General features: G+C 73.4%; 12 protein-coding genes. 2 read left to right on the forward strand and 10 right to left on the reverse strand.

The genetic code is table 11. The annotated features are described in order from the left end of the window. Positions 1-75: 75 nt before the first annotated feature. From C2142_RS00690 to C2142_RS00700, 3 genes are all read right to left on the reverse strand, one after another. Positions 76-1,107 carry an ABC transporter permease gene (locus C2142_RS00690; RefSeq protein WP_148640565.1) on the reverse strand — a complete coding sequence of 344 codons (1,032 nt, stop codon included), beginning with the start codon at positions 1,105-1,107 and terminating at the stop codon, positions 76-78. Continuing rightward, positions 1,107-2,795 (reverse strand): sugar ABC transporter ATP-binding protein, encoded by a 1,689-nt coding sequence (locus C2142_RS00695; RefSeq protein WP_241002300.1) that lies wholly within the window; start codon positions 2,793-2,795, stop codon positions 1,107-1,109. Before C2142_RS00695 ends, C2142_RS00690 begins: the two co-directional genes overlap by 1 nt. A 147-nt stretch (positions 2,796-2,942) precedes the next feature. Continuing rightward, the gene (locus C2142_RS00700) at positions 2,943-3,986 is read right to left on the reverse strand and encodes a substrate-binding domain-containing protein (protein WP_148640566.1); all 1,044 of its coding nucleotides are present in this window, start codon (positions 3,984-3,986) and stop codon (positions 2,943-2,945) included. A 404-nt stretch (positions 3,987-4,390) separates the two neighbouring features. Here C2142_RS00700 and C2142_RS00705 point away from each other — a divergent pair, with 404 nt between their 5' ends. Then, positions 4,391-6,496, forward strand: coding sequence for an RICIN domain-containing protein (locus C2142_RS00705; protein ID WP_148640567.1), 2,106 nt, complete (start codon positions 4,391-4,393; stop codon positions 6,494-6,496). 82 nt (positions 6,497-6,578) lie between these two features. After that, positions 6,579-8,723, forward strand: coding sequence for an NPCBM/NEW2 domain-containing protein (locus C2142_RS00710; protein WP_346766353.1), 2,145 nt, complete (start codon positions 6,579-6,581; stop codon positions 8,721-8,723). A 67-nt stretch (positions 8,724-8,790) separates the two neighbouring features. Here the strand turns inward: C2142_RS00710 and galK are convergent, their stop codons facing one another. The 7 genes from galK to C2142_RS00745 all read right to left on the reverse strand — a co-directional run bounded on the left by galK (position 8,791) and on the right by C2142_RS00745 (position 17,118). Then, on the reverse strand, positions 8,791-9,927 hold the full coding sequence (galK, locus tag C2142_RS00715; RefSeq protein WP_148640568.1) for a galactokinase: 1,137 nt from the start codon (positions 9,925-9,927) through the stop codon (positions 8,791-8,793). Continuing rightward, positions 9,924-11,042, reverse strand: coding sequence for a galactose-1-phosphate uridylyltransferase (gene galT, locus C2142_RS00720; RefSeq protein ID WP_148640569.1), 1,119 nt, complete (start codon positions 11,040-11,042; stop codon positions 9,924-9,926). Before galT ends, galK begins: the two co-directional genes overlap by 4 nt. A gap of 150 nt (positions 11,043-11,192) precedes the next feature. Then, on the reverse strand, positions 11,193-12,230 hold the full coding sequence (locus tag C2142_RS00725; protein ID WP_148640570.1) for a LacI family DNA-binding transcriptional regulator: 1,038 nt from the start codon (positions 12,228-12,230) through the stop codon (positions 11,193-11,195). 55 nt (positions 12,231-12,285) lie between these two features. Next, a complete protein-coding gene (locus C2142_RS00730) occupies positions 12,286-14,001 on the reverse strand; it encodes a glycoside hydrolase family 36 protein (protein WP_148640571.1) in 1,716 nt (571 codons plus the stop codon). Positions 14,002-14,003: 2 nt separating this feature from the next. Beyond that, positions 14,004-14,840 carry a carbohydrate ABC transporter permease gene (locus C2142_RS00735; protein ID WP_148640572.1) on the reverse strand — a complete coding sequence of 279 codons (837 nt, stop codon included), beginning with the start codon at positions 14,838-14,840 and terminating at the stop codon, positions 14,004-14,006. Further along, positions 14,837-15,778, reverse strand: coding sequence for a sugar ABC transporter permease (locus C2142_RS00740; protein WP_148640573.1), 942 nt, complete (start codon positions 15,776-15,778; stop codon positions 14,837-14,839). The genes C2142_RS00735 and C2142_RS00740 overlap by 4 nt, the downstream gene beginning before the upstream one ends. Further along, positions 15,775-17,118 carry a sugar ABC transporter substrate-binding protein gene (locus C2142_RS00745; RefSeq protein ID WP_148640574.1) on the reverse strand — a complete coding sequence of 448 codons (1,344 nt, stop codon included), beginning with the start codon at positions 17,116-17,118 and terminating at the stop codon, positions 15,775-15,777. Before C2142_RS00745 ends, C2142_RS00740 begins: the two co-directional genes overlap by 4 nt. Positions 17,119-17,124 lie beyond the last annotated feature (6 nt).

The following is a 17,124-nucleotide window of genomic DNA, read 5'->3' on the forward strand; positions in this document are numbered from 1 at the left end:
GGGCTCCCGATCGGGCGGCAGGGCCAGCAGCGGGAGGACTGCCCCCGGCGGTGGCGCACCGGGTCCGTCCGCCGGCTATCCGGGCAGGCCGACCGCGCGCTCGCCGCTGCGACGCTGCTGGACGACCACGGCGACGACCAGCAGCGCGCCCTGGGCGACGTTCTGCCAGAACGAGTTGATGCCCTGCACGGTGAGGCCGTTGTCCAGCGCGCCCAGCAGGGCGACGGCCAGCAGCGTGCCGCCGACGCCGCCCCGGCCGCCCTTGAGGGCGCTGCCGCCCAGTGCGGCGGCCGTGATCGCCTTCAGCTCCAGCCCCTCGCTGCCGGAGACCGGCTGCCCGGAGCCGGTGCGGGCGGTGAGCAGGATGCCGGCGACCGCCGCCACCACGCCGATCAGGGCGTAGACGGCGACCAGGTACTTGTTGATCGCGATGCCGGCCAGCCGGGCCGCGGTGTCGTTGCCGCCGATCGCGTAGAGGTTGCGGCCGATGTCGGTGTACTTCAGCAGCACGTGCACCGCCAGGGCGGTGAGGATCAGGATCCAGACCATCACCGGCAGCCCGGCGATCTTTCCGCGTCCGAGGAAGACGAACACCGCGTCGTTGAGGACGTAGCCCTGCGCCCGGCCGTCGGAGACCAGTTGGGCGAGCCCCTTGTAGGCGGCGAGGCCCGCGAGGGTCGCGATGGTGGGGTTCACCCGGCCGTACACGATCACGGCACCGTTCAGCACGCCGACGAGCGCCCCGACACCGACGGCGGCGGCCATGCCGGCGAAGGCGCCGGAGCCCGCGGAGGTGAACGCTATCGCGCTGACCACCGAGGCGAGGCCGGCCTGCGAACCCACCGAGATGTCCAGGCCGCCGCAGATGATCACCACGGTCTGCACCACGGCGAGCAGGCCGGTGATGGTGGCGGCCTCGGCGATGACCTGGATGTTGGTCCAGCTGAGGTAGTTGTCGTTCAGGGCCCCGAAGACCGCCAGCACGGCGCCGAGCGCGCAGACGAGGCTGAGGTTCTGGCCGCCGATGCCGGCGAGCAGGGCCATCGGGCGGGCAGGGCGGCCGTCGGGCGCGCCCTTGAGGGCCGGCGGGGTGGTGGCGGTGGTCATCAGGATGCTCCGGAAGGGGTCGTGCCGGTGATGTCGTCGGCCATGGCGAGTTGGAGGACGGCTTCCTCGGTCGCGTCGTCGCGCCCCAGTTCGCCGGTGATCCGCCCGCCCTGCATGACCACGATCCGGTCGGCCAGGCCCAGGATCTCGGGCAGTTCGGAGGAGATGACCAGCAGGGCGACCCCCTCCTCGGCGAGGTCGGCGATGATCCGGTAGATCTCGGCCTTCGCGCCGACGTCGATGCCACGGGTCGGTTCGTCGAGGATCAGCAGTTTCGGGCGGCGGGCCAGCCAGCGGGAGAGGACGACCTTCTGCTGGTTGCCGCCGGAGAGCTTGCCGACCTCGTGCTCGACGGACGGGGTGCGCACCCGCAGGCGCTCCGCGTACTGCTGCGCGAGGTCGCGTTCGGCCGTGCGCTTCACGAAGCGCAGGCGGCGCAGCCGTTCCAGGACGGCGATCGAGGTGTTGTCGCGGACGGAGCGGTGCAGGAACAGCGCCTGGGCCTTGCGTTCCTCGGGGGCGAGGGCGAGGCCGGCCCGGATCGCCCGTCGGGGGCTGCCGGCGGGCAGGGGCCGGCCGTCCAGGGTGACGGTGCCGCCGCGCACGGGCAGGTCCCCGGCGAGGGCGAGGGCCAGCTCGGAGCGTCCGGCGCCGATCAGGCCGGCCAGGCCGACGACCTCGCCGGCGCGGACGGTCAGGTCGATGTCGCGCACGTGGTCGGTGGTGACGCCGCGGGCCTCCAGGACGACCCGGTCGGTGGCGACGGTGCGGCGCACGAACAGGGCCGACAGGTCACGGCCGACCATCTGGCGGACGAGTTCGCCCTCGCTCGTGCGGTGCGCGTCCTGCACGCCCACCAGGGCGCCGTCGCGCAGGACCGCGATCCGGTCGGCCAGCCGGAAGATCTCCTGCATCCGGTGCGAGACGTAGACGACCGCGATGCCCTGCTCGCGCAGCCGGCCGATGAGGGCGAACAGGGCCTCGACCTCGTGCTCCGAGAGCGAGGAGGTCGGCTCGTCGAACGCGATCAGCTTGGCCTCGCCGGTCAGGGCGCGCAGGATCTCGACCAGTTGGCGCTGGGCCGAGGTCAGCCGGGAGCCGGGCAGGTCGGGGTCGAGGACTCCGGCGAAGCCCAGCCGGTCGAGGTCGGCGGTGATCCGGCGGCGCAGTTCGGCGCGGTCCAGGCGGCGGCCGGCACCCCTGGGCAGGGAGCCGGCGTAGACGTTCTCGGCGACCGAGACGTGCGGGATGATCTCGGGCTCCTGCGGGATGATCCGGATGCCGAGGGCTCTCGCCCGGGCCGGGGACCGCAGGTCGACGCGCCGGCCGTCGAGGACGACGTGGCCCGCGGTGGGCTGGTGGTCCCCGGTCAGGATCTTCAGCAGCGTGGACTTGCCGGCGCCGTTCTCACCCATCAGCGCGGTCACCTTGCCGGCGGGGAAGTCGAGCGTGACGCCGTCCAGGGCCTGGACGGCTCCGAAGCGCTTGACGAGGCCCTCGACGCCCGCGGTGCGAGCCGGCGACGGATCGGCGGACGGGTCCGCGGACGGGCCGGCAGCCACGCCGGGGTCGGCGGACGGGTCCGGGTCGGCGGACGGGCCGGAGCCGCCGGACGAACGGCCGGCGTGCCGTGGGCCCGCGGGTGCGGGTGGCCGGGGCCCGGCGTTCGGGCGGCGCGCTCTGCTCATGGCTGGGTCACCTCGGGGGTGTCGGACGGGCGTGGCGGCGGGACGGGCACGGCCGGCGTACGGGCGAGGCCGGCCCGTCGGCACGTCGGCGGGGAACCGGGTGGCCGCCCGGCGCGGGCGGGCGGCCGGTGGCGGGGTGACGACCGCTCAGGAGCAGGTGACCCCGGCGCTCTTCCAGGTCGCGGCGTCGACCATGGTGGTCTTGGCGAACGCCTCGGCCGGCATCTCCTTGCCGCTCTTGAGCTTGTCGTACATCGTCTGGACGGCGAGCGCGCCGACGTCCCGGCCGTTGATGAACAGCGCGGCCTTCATCCCGGAGGCCTGGGTGCCGCTCCAGTCCTTGCAGGCCAGGTAGGCGCCGAGGCCGACCCCGATGACGTTGTCCGCGCTCAGCCCGGCGTTGCGCAGGGCGGTGACGCCGCCGTGCACGTTCTCGTCGTTGCAGCCCCAGACGACCCAGTGCTTGACGCCGGCGTTGGCGGTGATGGTCGCGGCGACCTTGTCCTGGGCGCCGGTGGGGGTGTTGTCGGTGGCGACGTCGATGGACTGGACGCCGGGTGCGACGGTGCCGAAGGCCTCCTTGGCCGCCTTGACCCGGTCGCCGCAGACGGTGACGTCCTGCTTCCAGGCCGCGATGACCCGGGTGTCGGCGGCGTTCCAGCCCGCCTTCGTGTACTCGTCGGCGGCCCGCTTGCCGACCTCGGCGCCCATCTGGGCGCCGCTGAAGCCGACCCGCGGGACGAGGTCGCCCTTGGCGCACACCGACGGGTCCGGACCGGTGGCGCAGACCTGGTCGTCCGAGGTGAGGAGGGCGATCCGGGCGTCCCGGGCGGTCTGGACGACCTGCGGCCCCACGGCCGGGTCGGGGACGACGACGATGACGCCGTTGGTCTTCTGCGCGATGGCCGCCTGCACCTCGCTGACGGTCTTGTTGGCGTCGTTCCCGAGGTTGACGACCTTGAGGTCGATGCCGAGCTCCGCGGCCTTGGCCTTGGCGCCTGCCGCCTCGCCGACGAAGTACTCCTGGTCGCCCTGCTTCTGGAGGTAGGTCAGCGAGATCTTGCCGCTCACCGTGGCGACCGACGAGGCGCCGGTGGTGGAGTCCTGGCCGTTGGAGCAGGCGGTGGTGGTCAGGCCCAGGGCGAGCAGGAGGCCGATGGCGGCGGCCCGGCCGGTGGTGCTGCGGATCATGGGGGAGCGCTCCTTTGTGCCGGGGGTGAGGACCGGGTCCGGCACGGCTGGTGAGGTCTGGGGTCGGGCGTGGGTCGGGCGTAAGTCGGTCCGGCTGAGCAGCTGCGCAATAAGCGATCAGATCCAAACACGTTCAAACGCGATGTGAAATATCACATGGCCTGGCGGCCTCGCGTCAAGCACTCGCACAGGACGAGATCAAGCTGTGACGTGGCGCGACGCCTCGGCGCCACCCGCACGGCCTACTCGGACCTGACCCCACGTCAATCGGCACCCGCACCGGACCTCTTGAGCACGAGCCCCGGACATGTCATGCTGCGTTGCTTTCTGTTTGATGTTCCGACAGAAACCGACGGCAACGAACTGCCGATCCCCCACCCTCGCTTGCGCACCCTGGAGCGCCCATGCGGATACCCCTGCCCCGCGCCCTCCCCCGGACACTGCCCCGCACCCTCCCCCGCGCCCTCGTCGCGCTCTCGCTCGCGGCGACCGGGCTCGGCACCGTCGTCCTCGGCGCGGCCGCCCCCGCCGCCGCCCTCGACAACGGGCTCGCCCTCACCCCGCCGATGGGCTGGAACTCCTGGAACACCCTCGGCACCGGGGTGACCCAGGAACAGGTCGTCCAGACCATCGACTTCATGTCCGCCAACGGGCTGGTCCAGGCCGGCTACGACACCGTCACGATCGACGACGGCTGGTCGCTCGGCCACCGCGACGGCCAGACCACCGACCTGGTCAAGAACTCCTACGGCGCGATGCAGCTCTACGACGCCAACCGCAACCCCGTCAGCGGCACCGACGGCACCGGGCTCGACCCGACCAGCGGCCACCTCGTCCCGGACCCGGACCACTTCCCCGCGCACACCGTCAACGGGCAGAGCCTCAACGGGATCCAGTACCTGTCCTGGTACGCCCACAGCAAGGGCATGAAGTTCGGCCTCTACGCCACGGACACCTACACCACCTGCCAGGGCCACCCCGGGAGCCTCGGCCACGAGTCCACCGACGCCGCCGACTTCGTCGCCTGGGGCGTGGACTTCGTCAAGTACGACGACTGCCCGTACGGGCCGCCGATCACCGGGCCCGACGGCCACAACTACGGGACGCAGGGCGAGGGGAGGGAGCTGACCCGCTCCGTCTACGCCCGGGTCCGCGACTTCCAGCGGGCGCTCGACGCCGCGTCCCAGGCCCAGGGTCGCCCGCGGGTGGCGCTCAGCGTCTCCGCGCAGCCGGTGCACACCGGCGTCCCGCCGCTGCTGGCCGCCGACGACCCGGCCCGCACCGACCCGGTGGTGGTCGCGGCCGGGACGCACACGAACGAGGCGCCCGGCTACGCCCCGACCGGGGTCTGGTGCGGGCAGGTGGCCAACCTCTGCCGGATCGGCGGCGACCGCGGCCCGGACCTGGAGGGCGTGCTCTACAACGGCCAGCTCCGGACGGCCCTGAAGTACCCGGACAACGTCCGTCCGGGCAGCTGGAACGACCTGGACATGATGTTCGCCGGCTGGCAGGACCCGTACGGCGTGTACGGCCAGACCGACACCTGCCCCTGCCACAGGCCCATGTCCCTGACCGAGTCGCGCAGCGAGATGTCGGTCCTCGCGATGATGGCCTCCCCGCTGATCTCCGGCGCGGACCTGCGCACCGCGGCCGACTCCCGGCACACCCAGGACGGCCTCACCTGGTCCACCGGCATCACCGCCGACCAGCTGGCCGTCTACAAGAACACCGACGTCATCGCGATCGACCAGGACCGGCTCGCCGAGCCCGCCGTGCTGGTCGGCAGCCCGCCCAACAGCAGCACGGCGTCGATCGTGCTCAAGCGGCAGCTCGCCAACGGTGACACCGCCGTCCTGCTCGTCAACCAGGACCCGTCCGCCCCCCGGACCGTCTCCACCTCTCTGGCCGACCTCGGCCTCACCGGCCCCGGCTACTCGGCCAAGGACCTGTGGACCGGCTCCACCGGCACTGCCACCGGCGCCCTCAGCGCCCAGGTCGAGCCGCACGGCGTCGCCCTGTACCGCCTCAAGGCGCTGCCGGGCACCATCCCCGCGACGGTGATCGGCGACGGCCGCTACCACGGCATCAGCGCCGGCGGCACCGGCGGCCAGGCGCTGGAGGTCCAGGGCACCTGCAGCGCCCCCGACGGCTCCCCCACCGACGTCAACACCTGGTGGGACTGGCACACCTCGGAGCAGTGGCAGTTCACGCCGAACGCCGACGGCACGGTGCGCATCACCGACAACTGCCTCACCCCGACGCAGACCCACGGCACGCTCACCGGAACGGGTACGCCCGGCCTGTCCGCTCTGGTCCGGAACGCCTACGACCCCGGCAGCGCCGCCCAGAAGTGGCGCGTCGTCCAGAGCGCCGCGACGGGTGCGCTGACCATCACCAACGTCGCGACCGGTCTGGTCCTGGCCGCCCCGCAGGCCGCCGCGACGTCCCCCGTCGTCCTCAGCCCGGCCGACGGGTCGGCGCCGGGGCAGTCCTGGACGTTGCTGTCCTGACCCCGGCCTCCCCCTGCTCCCCCGGCCCCGGCGCCTCGCCGGAGCCGGGGGTCCTACCCAACTCACCCTCTCTGGAGGACCTTTGCGCTCCCCCAGCACCTCGCAGACCCGCCGCACCTCGCCGTCCCGCCGCATGGCGTCGGCGTTGACGGCACTCACCCTGCTCACCGGCGGCGGGGCCCTCGCCGTCGGACTCCAGCTCGCCACCGCACCGCCGGCGGCGGCCCTCGACAACGGCCTCAACCTGACGCCGCAGATGGGCTTCAACAACTGGAACTCCACTTACTGCGGCGCCCAGTTCAACGAAGCCATGATCAAGGGCATCGCCGACCTCTTCGTCAGCAAGGGCCTGAAGGCGGCCGGCTATCAGTACGTCAACCTGGACGACTGCTGGGCGCTGCCCGAGCGCGACGGCTCGGGCAACCTCGTCGCCGACCCGGTCCGCTTCCCCGGCGGGATCAAGGCGCTCGCCGACTACGTCCACGCCAAGGGCCTGAAGTTCGGCATCTACTCCAGCGCCGGCGTCCACACCTGCGACGTCAAGGGCTTCCCCGGAGGCCTGGGCCACGAGCAGCAGGACGCCGACCTGTGGGCCTCCTGGGGCGTCGACTACCTGAAGTACGACAACTGCAACAACAAGGGCGTCGACGCCCAGAAGCGGTACAAGGCGATGGGCGACGCGCTGAAGAAGACCGGCCGCCCGATCCTCTACAGCATCTGCGAGTGGGGCAGCACCGGGCCGTGGAACTGGGCGGCCCCGGTCGGCAACTCCTGGCGCACCACCGGCGACATCAGCGACACCTGGCAGAGCATGATCTCCATCGCCCAGGCCAACCAGGGCCTGGCCAACTACGCCAAGGCCGGGGCCTTCAACGACCCCGACATGCTGGAGGTCGGCAACGGCGGCATGACCGGGACGGAGTACCGGACCCACTTCAGCCTCTGGGCCGAGATGGCCGCCCCCCTGATGATCGGCACCGACCTGCGCACCGCCGAGCCGGAGACCTTCGAGATCCTGACCAACACCGACGTGATCGCGGTGGACCAGGACCCGCTGGGCCGGCAGGGCGCCGTCGTCTCCAGCGAGAACGGCCTGGTGGTGATGGCCAAGCCGCTGGCGGACGGCAGCCGGGCGGTCACCCTGACGAACGAGGGCTCGTACGACGCCACCATCACCGCCACGGCGCAGACCGTCGGCATTGCCGGTGCGAAGTCGTACACGGTCAAGGACCTGTGGTCGAAGAAGATCACCAAGGGCGACGGGACCGTCAGCGCCACGGTGCCGGGGCACGGGACGGCGATGTTCCGGATCACCCCGGACTCGCCCGTCGCCCCGCCGACCGGGGTCACCCAGCTGAGCGACCTGCCGTTCGCCTCCGTCACCAACTTCTGGGGCCCGGTCGAGCGCGACCGCACCAACGGCGACCACGTGGCCGGTGACGGACAGGCCATCACCCTCCGCGGCCGGTCCTACGCCAAGGGCCTGGGCACGCACGCCCCGAGCGAGGTCGCCTTCCACCTCGGCGGCGCCTGCAGGAACCTGGTGACCGACGTGGGGATCGACGACGACGCCTACGGCAACGGCTCCGCGGTGTTCCGGATCTACAAGGACGACACGCTCGTCGCCGACAGCGGCACCCTCACCGGGAAGGACCCGGCCAAGCACCTCACCGCCGACCTGACCGGTGCCACCACCGTCCGCCTGGTCGCCACCGACGCGGGCGACGGCACCAGCTACGACCACGCCGACTGGGCGGGCGCGCGCATCGCCTGCGGCAGCGGCCCGGCCGCCGGCGCCCACCAGCTCTCCGACCTCGCCTGGTCCTCCGCCGGCAACAGCTGGGGCCCGGTCGAGAAGGACATGAGCAACGGCGACAACCAGGCCCGTGACGGCAGCACCATCACCATCGCGGGCGCCACCTACGCCAAGGGCCTGGGGGTCAACGCCCTCAGCGAGGTGGTCTACTACCTCGGCGGTTCCTGCTCCTCGCTCACCACCGACGTGGGCGTGGACGCCGAGGCGAACGGCCGCGGCACCGTCTCCTTCGAGATCTACAAGGACTCCGTCAAGGTCGCCGACAGCGGCCTGATGACCGCGCGCGACGCCGCCAGGCACCTCACCGCCGACCTCACGGGCGCCGACGAGCTGCACCTCGTGGTCACCGACGGCGGCGACGGCACCAACAGCGACCACGCCGACTGGGCGGGCCCCGTCCTCACCTGCTGATATCCGCCCCACCGGAAGGCGCGGTGCCGGGCCCCCGCCCGGCACCGCGCCGCGTCGTTCGCGGACGTCAGGCCAGGCGGTGGGCCCCCGCGGCGGGGGCGGTGGGAAAGACGAGCGGCGCGGTGTGCCCGGCTTCGGCGAAGGCGCGGGTCACCGCGGTGGTCACCGCGGCGGCCGCGCCGTCCGGGGCCAGGGCGATGACCGAGCCGCCGAAGCCCCCGCCCGTCATCCGGGCGCCGAGCGCGCCTGCGGCGACGGCGGCCTCGACGGCGAGGTCGGTCTCGGCGCAGGAGACCCGGAAGTCGTCGCGCAGCGAGGCGTGCCCGGCGGTGAGGACCGGGCCGAGGGCGGCCGGGTCGCCGCCGTCGAGCAGCGCCACCGCCTCGCGGACCCGGTCGTTCTCGGTGACCACGTGCCGCACCAGCGGCCTCAGTTCGTCCGGGAGCCCGGCGAGCGCGTCGCCGAGATCGGCGGCCGGGAGGTCGCGCAGGGCGGGCAGTCCGAGCAGGGCGGCGGCGCGTTCGCAGCCGGCGCGCAGCGCGGCGTACGCGCCGTCGCCGAGGTCGTGCTTGACCCGGGTGTCGATGACGAGGAGGGTCAGGCCGGCGGCGGCGGGATCGAACGGGACGTGCCGGACGGCGAGGTCCCGGGTGTCGAGGTGGAGGGCGGCCCCGGCCCGGCAGACCATGGACGCCATCTGGTCCATCATGCCGCAGGGCACGCCCGCGAACTCGTTCTCGGCCCGCTGCGCGATCAGGGCCAACTGCTGGTTGTCCAGGTCGAGCCGGTAGAGGTCGCGGTAGGCGGTGGCGACGGCGCACTCCAGGGCGGCGGAGGAGGAGAGGCCCGCGCCGGAGGGCACGTCGCTGTCGACGAGGAGGTCGGCGCCGCCGACGGGGTGGCCGGCCCGGCCCAGGGTCCAGACGACGCCGGCGGGGTAGGCGGCCCAGCCGGGCACGGCGCCGGGCGCGAGGGCGGCCACGTCCAGCTCGACCGGCGGTCCGTCGCTGCGGGTGGAGTGCAGGCGCAGCAGGCCGTCGTCACGGCGGCGGGCCTGGACGCGGGCGGCCTGCGGGAGGGCGATCGGCAGGACGAACCCGTCGTTGTAGTCGGTGTGTTCACCGATCAGGTTGACCCGGCCGGGGGCGGCCCACTCGCCGTCGGGGGTGTGGCCGTAGAGCCCCTGGAAGGAGGTGGCGGTCATCGGGCGACCTCCCGCAGGCGGCGGGCGGCGTCCTCGGGGGCGACGTCGTTCATGAAGGCCTCCATGCCGGACTCGGTGCCGGCCAGGTACTTGAGCTTCTCGGCGGTGCGGCGGACGGTGAACAGTTCGAGGTGGAGGGCGAGTTCGTCCCCACCGACGGCGGGCGCCTGGTGCCAGGCGGAGATGTAGGGCGCCCGGACGGGGCTCTGCGGGGTGCCGAAGAGCCGGTCGAAGCGGCGGAGCAGGTCGAGGTAGAGGCCGGGGAGTTCGGCGCGCTGGTCCTCGTCGAGGCGGGTGAGGTCGGGGACGCGGCGGTGCGGGTGGAGGTGGACCTCGTAGGGCCAGCGCGCGGCGAACGGCACGAACGCCGTCCAGTGCTCGCCGGCCGCCACCACCCGTGCCGGGTCGGCGCGTTCGGCGGCCACCAGGTCCTCGAACAGGTTGCGGCCGGTGGCGGCGCGGTGGTGGGCGGCCTGCTCGGTCATCCGGGCGGTGCGCGGGGTGGTGAAGGGGAGGGCGTAGATCTGGCCGTGCGGGTGGGCGAGGGTGACGCCGATCTCGGTGCCGCGGTTCTCGAAGCAGTAGACCTGCTGGACGCCGGGCCGGGCGGAGAGTTCGGCGGTGCGGTCGGTCCAGGCGTCCAGCACCAGGCGGGCGCGGTCCTCGTCGAGGTCGGCGAAGGAGGCGTCGTGGTCGGCGGTGAAGCAGACCACCTCGCAGCGGCCGGTTCCGGGCCGGACGGCGTGCAACCGGGCGCCGTCCGGCAGGTCGGCCGTACCGGGCAGGCCGGCGAGGGAGGGGAAGCGGTTCTCGAAGACGGCGACCTGGTAGTCCCCGGCCGGGATCTCGCTCAGCCGCCCGTCCCGGGAGGGGCACAGCGGGCACTCGTCGGCCGGCGGGTGGTAGATCCGGGCCTGGCGGTGCGCCGCGATGGTGACCCAGGCCCCGGTGGCCGCGTCGAGGCGGATCTCGGAGCCGCCGGAGGGCCGGTCCAGCGGACGGCGGTCGGTGGCGTCCCGGTCGGGCGCCGGACCGCAGTCGTAGTAGATCAGCTCACGCCCGTCGGCCAGCGTGGTCACGGTCCTGCTGGTCGGTGCGGCAGTGGTCTCGGCCATCTGTTCTTCGTCTTCCTTGCACGGCGACATGAGCAAACATTATCGAACAATACTCAACAGGGAAGCCCACAGGAAGGGCCCGCGTGGTCGACACGCGGGCCCGAGGGTGCGAACGTGGCCGGCGGCCTGCCGGCGGAAGCCTGCGCCGGGCTACTCCGAGCTCGCCCGGACGACCAGCTCGGCAGCCAGCACCTGCCCGGCGCCGGGCACGGACTCGCCCCGGACCTGGGCCAGCAGCAGCCGCACCAGGGTGGCGGCTATGGCGCGCAGCGGCAGCCGCACCGACGTCAGCGCGGGGTGCAGGTGCCGGCAGAGCGGGGTGTCGTGGAAGCCGGTCACCGCGATGTCGCGCCCGACGGCCAGGCCCTCGGCGCGGACCGCCTCGTAGACGTCCAGGGCCGGCAGGTCGCTCTCGGCCGCCACCGCCGTCGGCCGCTGCGGGCCGCGCAGCAGTTCGCGGAGCGCGGCCACCCGCGGCGCACCGGGTGCACCGGGTGCGCCCGGCGGCGACTGCACCACCTCCAGGCCCAGCCGGCGGGCCTCGGCGTGGAAGCCCTCGCGCCGCGCCGCCATCCAGGGCGGCTCCGCGTCGGACGCGACGAAGCCGACCCTGCGGTGGCCGCGCGCCGCCAGGTGCCGGACCACGTCGGCCATCGCCGCGCCGTTGTCGATGTCCACCCAGTGCTGCGGCAGGCCGGGCGCGGTCCGGCCAAAGGCGGCGAACGGGACGCCGGCCCGCGCCGCCCGTGCGACCCGGGCGTCCTCGTGCAGCACGTCCGCGAAGACCAGCCCGTCCACCTGACGGGCCGCCACCAGCTCGTCGATGGCCGCCCGGGCCGCCTCGTCACCCGCCGTCGGGCGGACCAGCAGGACGCGGTGCCCCTCGGCACCCGCCGCGTCCACCAGAGCCTCCAGGAAGCCCGCCATCAGCGGGTTCGGGTCGAAGGGGTCGTCCACCGGGGCGAGGTAGCCGATGGTCCGCCGCTCGCCGGTGCGCAGCGAGCGGGCCGACTGGTCGGGCCGGTAGCCGAGCTCCTCGATGGCCGTGGTGACCCGGGCCAGGGTGTCCGGGTGGACGCGGTGCGGGGCGTTGAGGGTGTTGGAGACGGTCTGCCGGGACACGCCCGCCGCGCGCGCGACCTCCGCGATGGTGGTGGCCCGGCGCGGCGGGCGTGCTCCCTGGGTCATCGGTGCTCCGGTCGGTGGGTCGGGACGGTGGACGGGGCGGTGGACGGGGCGGCCGCTATCCCTGCGTCCGGCGCAGGGTCAGCAGTCCCCCGCGGGGGACGGTGACCACGCCGTCGCCGGCCAGGTCGGCGGTGTCGCTACGGACGATACGCCCGCGGGCGTCGTGGACGGTGACCTCGGCCCTGCCCCGCAGGCCCGGCAGCCGCACCTCGGGGTCGTCGTCGGCGTTGGCGACGAGCAGGGTGTGCCACGGCCCGTCGCCGGCCCGCACCGGCAGCGGGGCGTAGCGGGCGACCGCCACCGTCCCGTCGCCGGTCGCGGTGACCATCGGGTAGCCGAGGTCGGGCCTGGCCGGGCGGAGTTCGCCGAGTTGCAGGGTGGTCAGGTGCTCGCGGACGACGCCGAGCCAGAACGCGAGGGCCTCGCGCTGCTCCTGGCTCTGGGCCGCCAGGTCGACGGAGATCTGCGGGACGGCGAAGAGGACGTTGATCAGGTGGCAGGCGATCTGCTCGGGCGGCTCGGCCGGGTGCCACATGAGCATGTCGGAGTGGACCGCGACCGGCCCGGCGACGAGTCGCAGGTCGAGGGTGCGCTGCCGGTTCTCCTGCGGGCTGAGCGGGCAGTCGGTGGCGCGGATCATGGTGGTCCACGGCCAGAGGCCGGGGCTGGTGTAGGGCTGGCGGTGCTCGGTCATCGCCTCCGGCTGCGCGGCGGTGATCCGGCGGTGGACGGCGGCGAGCAGCAGTTCGACGCCCTCGTCCACGGTGGCGCAGTCCGCCTCGGGCCCGGGGGCCGGCGGGTCCGGCACGGCGAACCAGTCGATGAAGTCGATCTTCAGTCCGTCCATCCCCCACTCCTCGACGGCCCTGGCGAGGCGGTCGGTGAGGTGCTCGCGGACGGCCGGGTAGCGGGGGTCGGCGACGACGGCGCCCATGTGCGCGGCGTCGGCGAGCGCGTAACGCCCGAGCCGGTCCCAGACGGCGCTCTCCTTGCCGATGAACGGCAGGGCGTACCAGAGCAGGTAGCGGACGCCGAGGTCGTGGACGCGGGCGACGTGGGCGGTGGCGTCGGGCAGCGAGAGGGGTTCCCAGTCGCCGCAGTGGGCGTAGCCGCGGGCGCGGTCCCGGGTCATCCAGCCGTCGTCGACGATGATCGTGTCGAGGCCGAGGGCCTTGCCGAGGGCGGCCTGGGTCTCCACGGCCTGCGGGGTGACGTTCTGCTGGAGCGTGTACCAGGTGGAGTAGGCGGGACGGCGGGCGGCCTCGGGGACGTGGGCCGTCCGCCCCTCCCCCCACCAGCCGGCGAGGTCGGCCAGACAGCCGGCGAAGTGGCGGCGGGAGGTGTCGATCCGGACGGTGAGGCGTCCGGTGGCCTGGGCCCAGAACCGGAACTCGCCGTTCTCCTCGACGACTCCGGCGCCGGCCAGGACGTCCGTGCGGTCGGCGGCGAAGGCGCAGAGGGCGACGTCACCGGTGCCGACCAGGGCGGCGACCGGCGCGCCCTTGGCCAGGGAGATCCGCCGCGGGGCGCTCCAGGCGGCGGGCAGCCAGCCGGTGCCGCGGGGCTCGGGGGTCCAGAAGGCGGTGGCGTCGGCGCACGGGACGCGCCACTCGATGCGGGTCTCGCCGCCGCTCTCGGCGGTCACCTCGATGACGCCCTCGGTGACCGGCCGGACCGTGGCGGTGCCGCCGGCCCGCAGGTCCAGTCCGTCGGCGGGCAGCGGCCGGAGAGCGCCGGCGGCGGGGGCGTGCGGTTCCCAGAGCTCGTCCATGGTCAGCCTTTCGTCGCGCCGGCCAGCAGGCCGGAGATGAACTGCCGCTGGAGGACCAGGAAGAGGACCATCATCGGCAGGGTGGAGACGGCGGTTCCGGCGAGGATGGCACCGTAGTCGGTGGTCGCCTCGCTGGCGTGCAGGGTGGCGAGCGCCACCGGCAGGGTGTGCATCTCGGGGCTGCGCAGGGCGATCAGCGGCCAGACGAACTGGTTCCAGGACCCGAGGAAGAGGAAGATCGCCAGTGCGGCCAGGGCGGGGCGCATGACGGGGACGACCACGCTCCACAGCACCCGCAGCTCGCCGGCGCCGTCGACCCGGGCGGCGTCCAGGAGTTCGTCGGGCATGCTGCTGAGGGACTGGCGCATCAGGAAGATCGCGAACGGCACGCAGAGGCCGGGCAGCACCACGGCCTGGTAGCTGTCGAGCAGGCCGATCGACATCATCATCTTGAACAGCGGCACCAGCATCACCTGTTCGGGCACCACCAGGGTGGAGAGCAGCACCGCGAACAGGACGGTGCGGCCGCGGAACCGGAACTTGGCGAAGGCGTAGCCGGCGAGCAGCGCGACGATCAGCGCGCCGATGGTCTGCAGGCCGGCGATGGCCAGCGAGTTGAGGACGACCCGGCCGAGGCCGATCTTGTCCTGGAGGTGGGAGAGGTTGTCGCCCAGATGGCTTCCGGGCAGCAGGTTCGGGGGCCAGTCGAAGATCTCGGAGTCGCCGTGGGTCGCGGCCACCACCAGCCAGTAGAAGGGGCCGACGGAGAGGCCGGCGACGCCCGCCAGGACGAGGGTCAGGGGCCAGCCGCGCAGCCGCGCGGACCTCGCGGTGCTCATGGGCGTTCTCCCATCAGGCGCATCTGGGCCGCGCCGAGCACCGACACCAGCAGGGTGAGTGCGTAGGCGATGGCGGAGGCGTAGCCGAAGTCGAAGTAGTGGAAGCCGTTGTCGTACAGGTACATCGAGACGGTGAGGGTGGCGTTGTCCGGGCCGCCGCGGGTCAGCACGTACGGCTCGTCGAAGAGCTGGAGGGTGCCGATGGTGGAGAGCACCACGGTGAACAGCAGGACCGGGCGCAGGGCGGGCAGGGTGACGGAGGCGAAGCGGCGCAGCGGGCCGGCGCCGTCCACCATGGCCGCCTCGTACAGCTCCCTGGGGATGCCCTGGAGGCCGGCCAGGTAGATCACGGCGTTGTAGCCGGTGTAGTGCCAGGTGAGGACGAGGACGACGGCCATCCGGGACCAGAACGGGCTGCCGAGCCAGTCCACGCCGGGCAGGCCGACCTGTTCGAGGAGGTGGTTGACGGCGCCCTGGCGGGTGTTGAGGAGGAAGGCGAAGACCACGCCGGTGGCGACCAGGCCGGTGACGGCCGGCATGAAGACGCCGAGGCGCCACGCCGTGCGCCACCGGACGAACACCGAGTTCATGCCGACGGCCAGGCCCAGCGCGAGCACGAGCATCAGCGGGACCTGCACGACCAGGATCTGAGCGGTGTTGCGCAGGGCCGTCCAGAACAGCGGGTCGTGGAGCAGGCGCCGGTAGTTGGCGGTGCCCGCGTTGCGGGTGGCCGCGCCGGCGCCGGTGGTGAGCGACAGCAGCAGCGAGGAGACGATCGGGTAGGCCTTGAACACGGCGAAGGTGATCAGGGCGGGCGCGAGGAGCAGGTACGGCACCGCCCTGCGGCGCCAGCGGGACCGGGGGCGCGGCTCGGACCGGCGGCGGGCGCGCGGCGCCGCCGGGCCGGCCGGGGCGGCGGTTCGGGTGGCCGTGGTCACCGGACCGTGCGCCCGGTCTGCTGGGCGAGCTGCTTGGCGGCGTCCTGGAGGGCGGCGGCCGGGTCGGCGCCCTTGAGGAAGACCTTCGTCTGGGCGTCGCTGGCGAGCTTGAGGGCGCGGGCGTAGTCGGCGGAGTAGTTGGTGGCGTCGGCGCCCTCGCCGAGCAGGTCGGCGAAGGTCCGCAGGACGGGCTGTCCGCCGTAGTAGGGGGCGGGCGCGGAGTACATCGGGTCCGCGTAGGCGGCGGTCAGCGCGGGGAAGACGCCGCCGGAGGTGAACATGGCGTTGACCGAGGCGGGCCGGGTGAGCGCGTACTCGACGAACTTCCAGGCGGCGACGCGGCGCGGGCTGGAGCCGGCGACGGCCAGGTAGGTGGAGTTGACGATCGCGGTGCGCTTCCCGCCGGGGGTGACCGCCGGCGGCCGGGTGAGGCGCCAGTTGCCGCTCTGGTCGGGGAACTTGGCCTCCAGGTAGTGCGCGGCCCAGGCGGGCAGGGGGCCGAGGGCGAGCTTCCCGGCCTTCATCAGGTTGCGCCAGCCGTGGTCGCCGGCGGCGTCGGCGACCAGTCCGGCCTCGTCGAGGCGCTTGATGATCGTGAGGGCCCGGACCGCCTCCGGGGAGCTCACGGTGATGTCGCCCTTGAGGTCGAAGTAGAAGGCGCCCTGGAGCTGCATCAGCGACTGGAGGAAGTCGAGGTCGGGCGCGGGGGTGGCGGGCCGGTTGAGCCCGACCAGGGCCATGCCGGGGTTGGCGGCCTTGAACCGGTCGCCGATGGCGAGCACGTCGTCCCAGGTCTGGAAGGTGGTCGGATCGATGCCCGCCTTGTCGAACATGTCCTTGCGGTAGAAGAAGCCGAGCGGGTTCACCTCCCAGGGCAGCGCGTGGACGCGGCCGTCCTTGCCGGTGACGACGGGCCAGAGCCCCTGGGCGAACTTGTCCTTGTGGGCGTCCGCGCCCAGCCCGGAGAGGTCGGCCAGGCCGCCGGGGAACTTCTCCATGTAGCCGGGCAGGTAGTCGCAGCCGATGTGCAGGACGTCGCCCAGGCCCTGGCCGCCGGCCGCCATGCCGACGGTGATCTTGTCCCAGATCGCGGGCTCGCCGAGGTCCTGGACGTCGACCTTGATCCCGGGGTTGTCCTTCTCGAAGGCCGGCACGACGCCTCGCAGGGCCTCGGCCGCCGTGGCCCAGGACCAGACGGTGATCATGCCGGTGGCGGCGTCCCCGCCCGGGGCGGCGTCGCCGCCGGAGCCGGAGCAGGCGGACAGCGCGCCGCCGGCGGCCAGGGCCAGCAGGCCGCCTCCGGTGGTGCGGAGCAGATCACGACGGGAAAGGTGTGACATTGCATT

The organism is Streptomyces sp. CB01881 (genome assembly GCF_002953255.1).
GTDB lineage: Bacteria > Actinomycetota > Actinomycetes > Streptomycetales > Streptomycetaceae > Kitasatospora.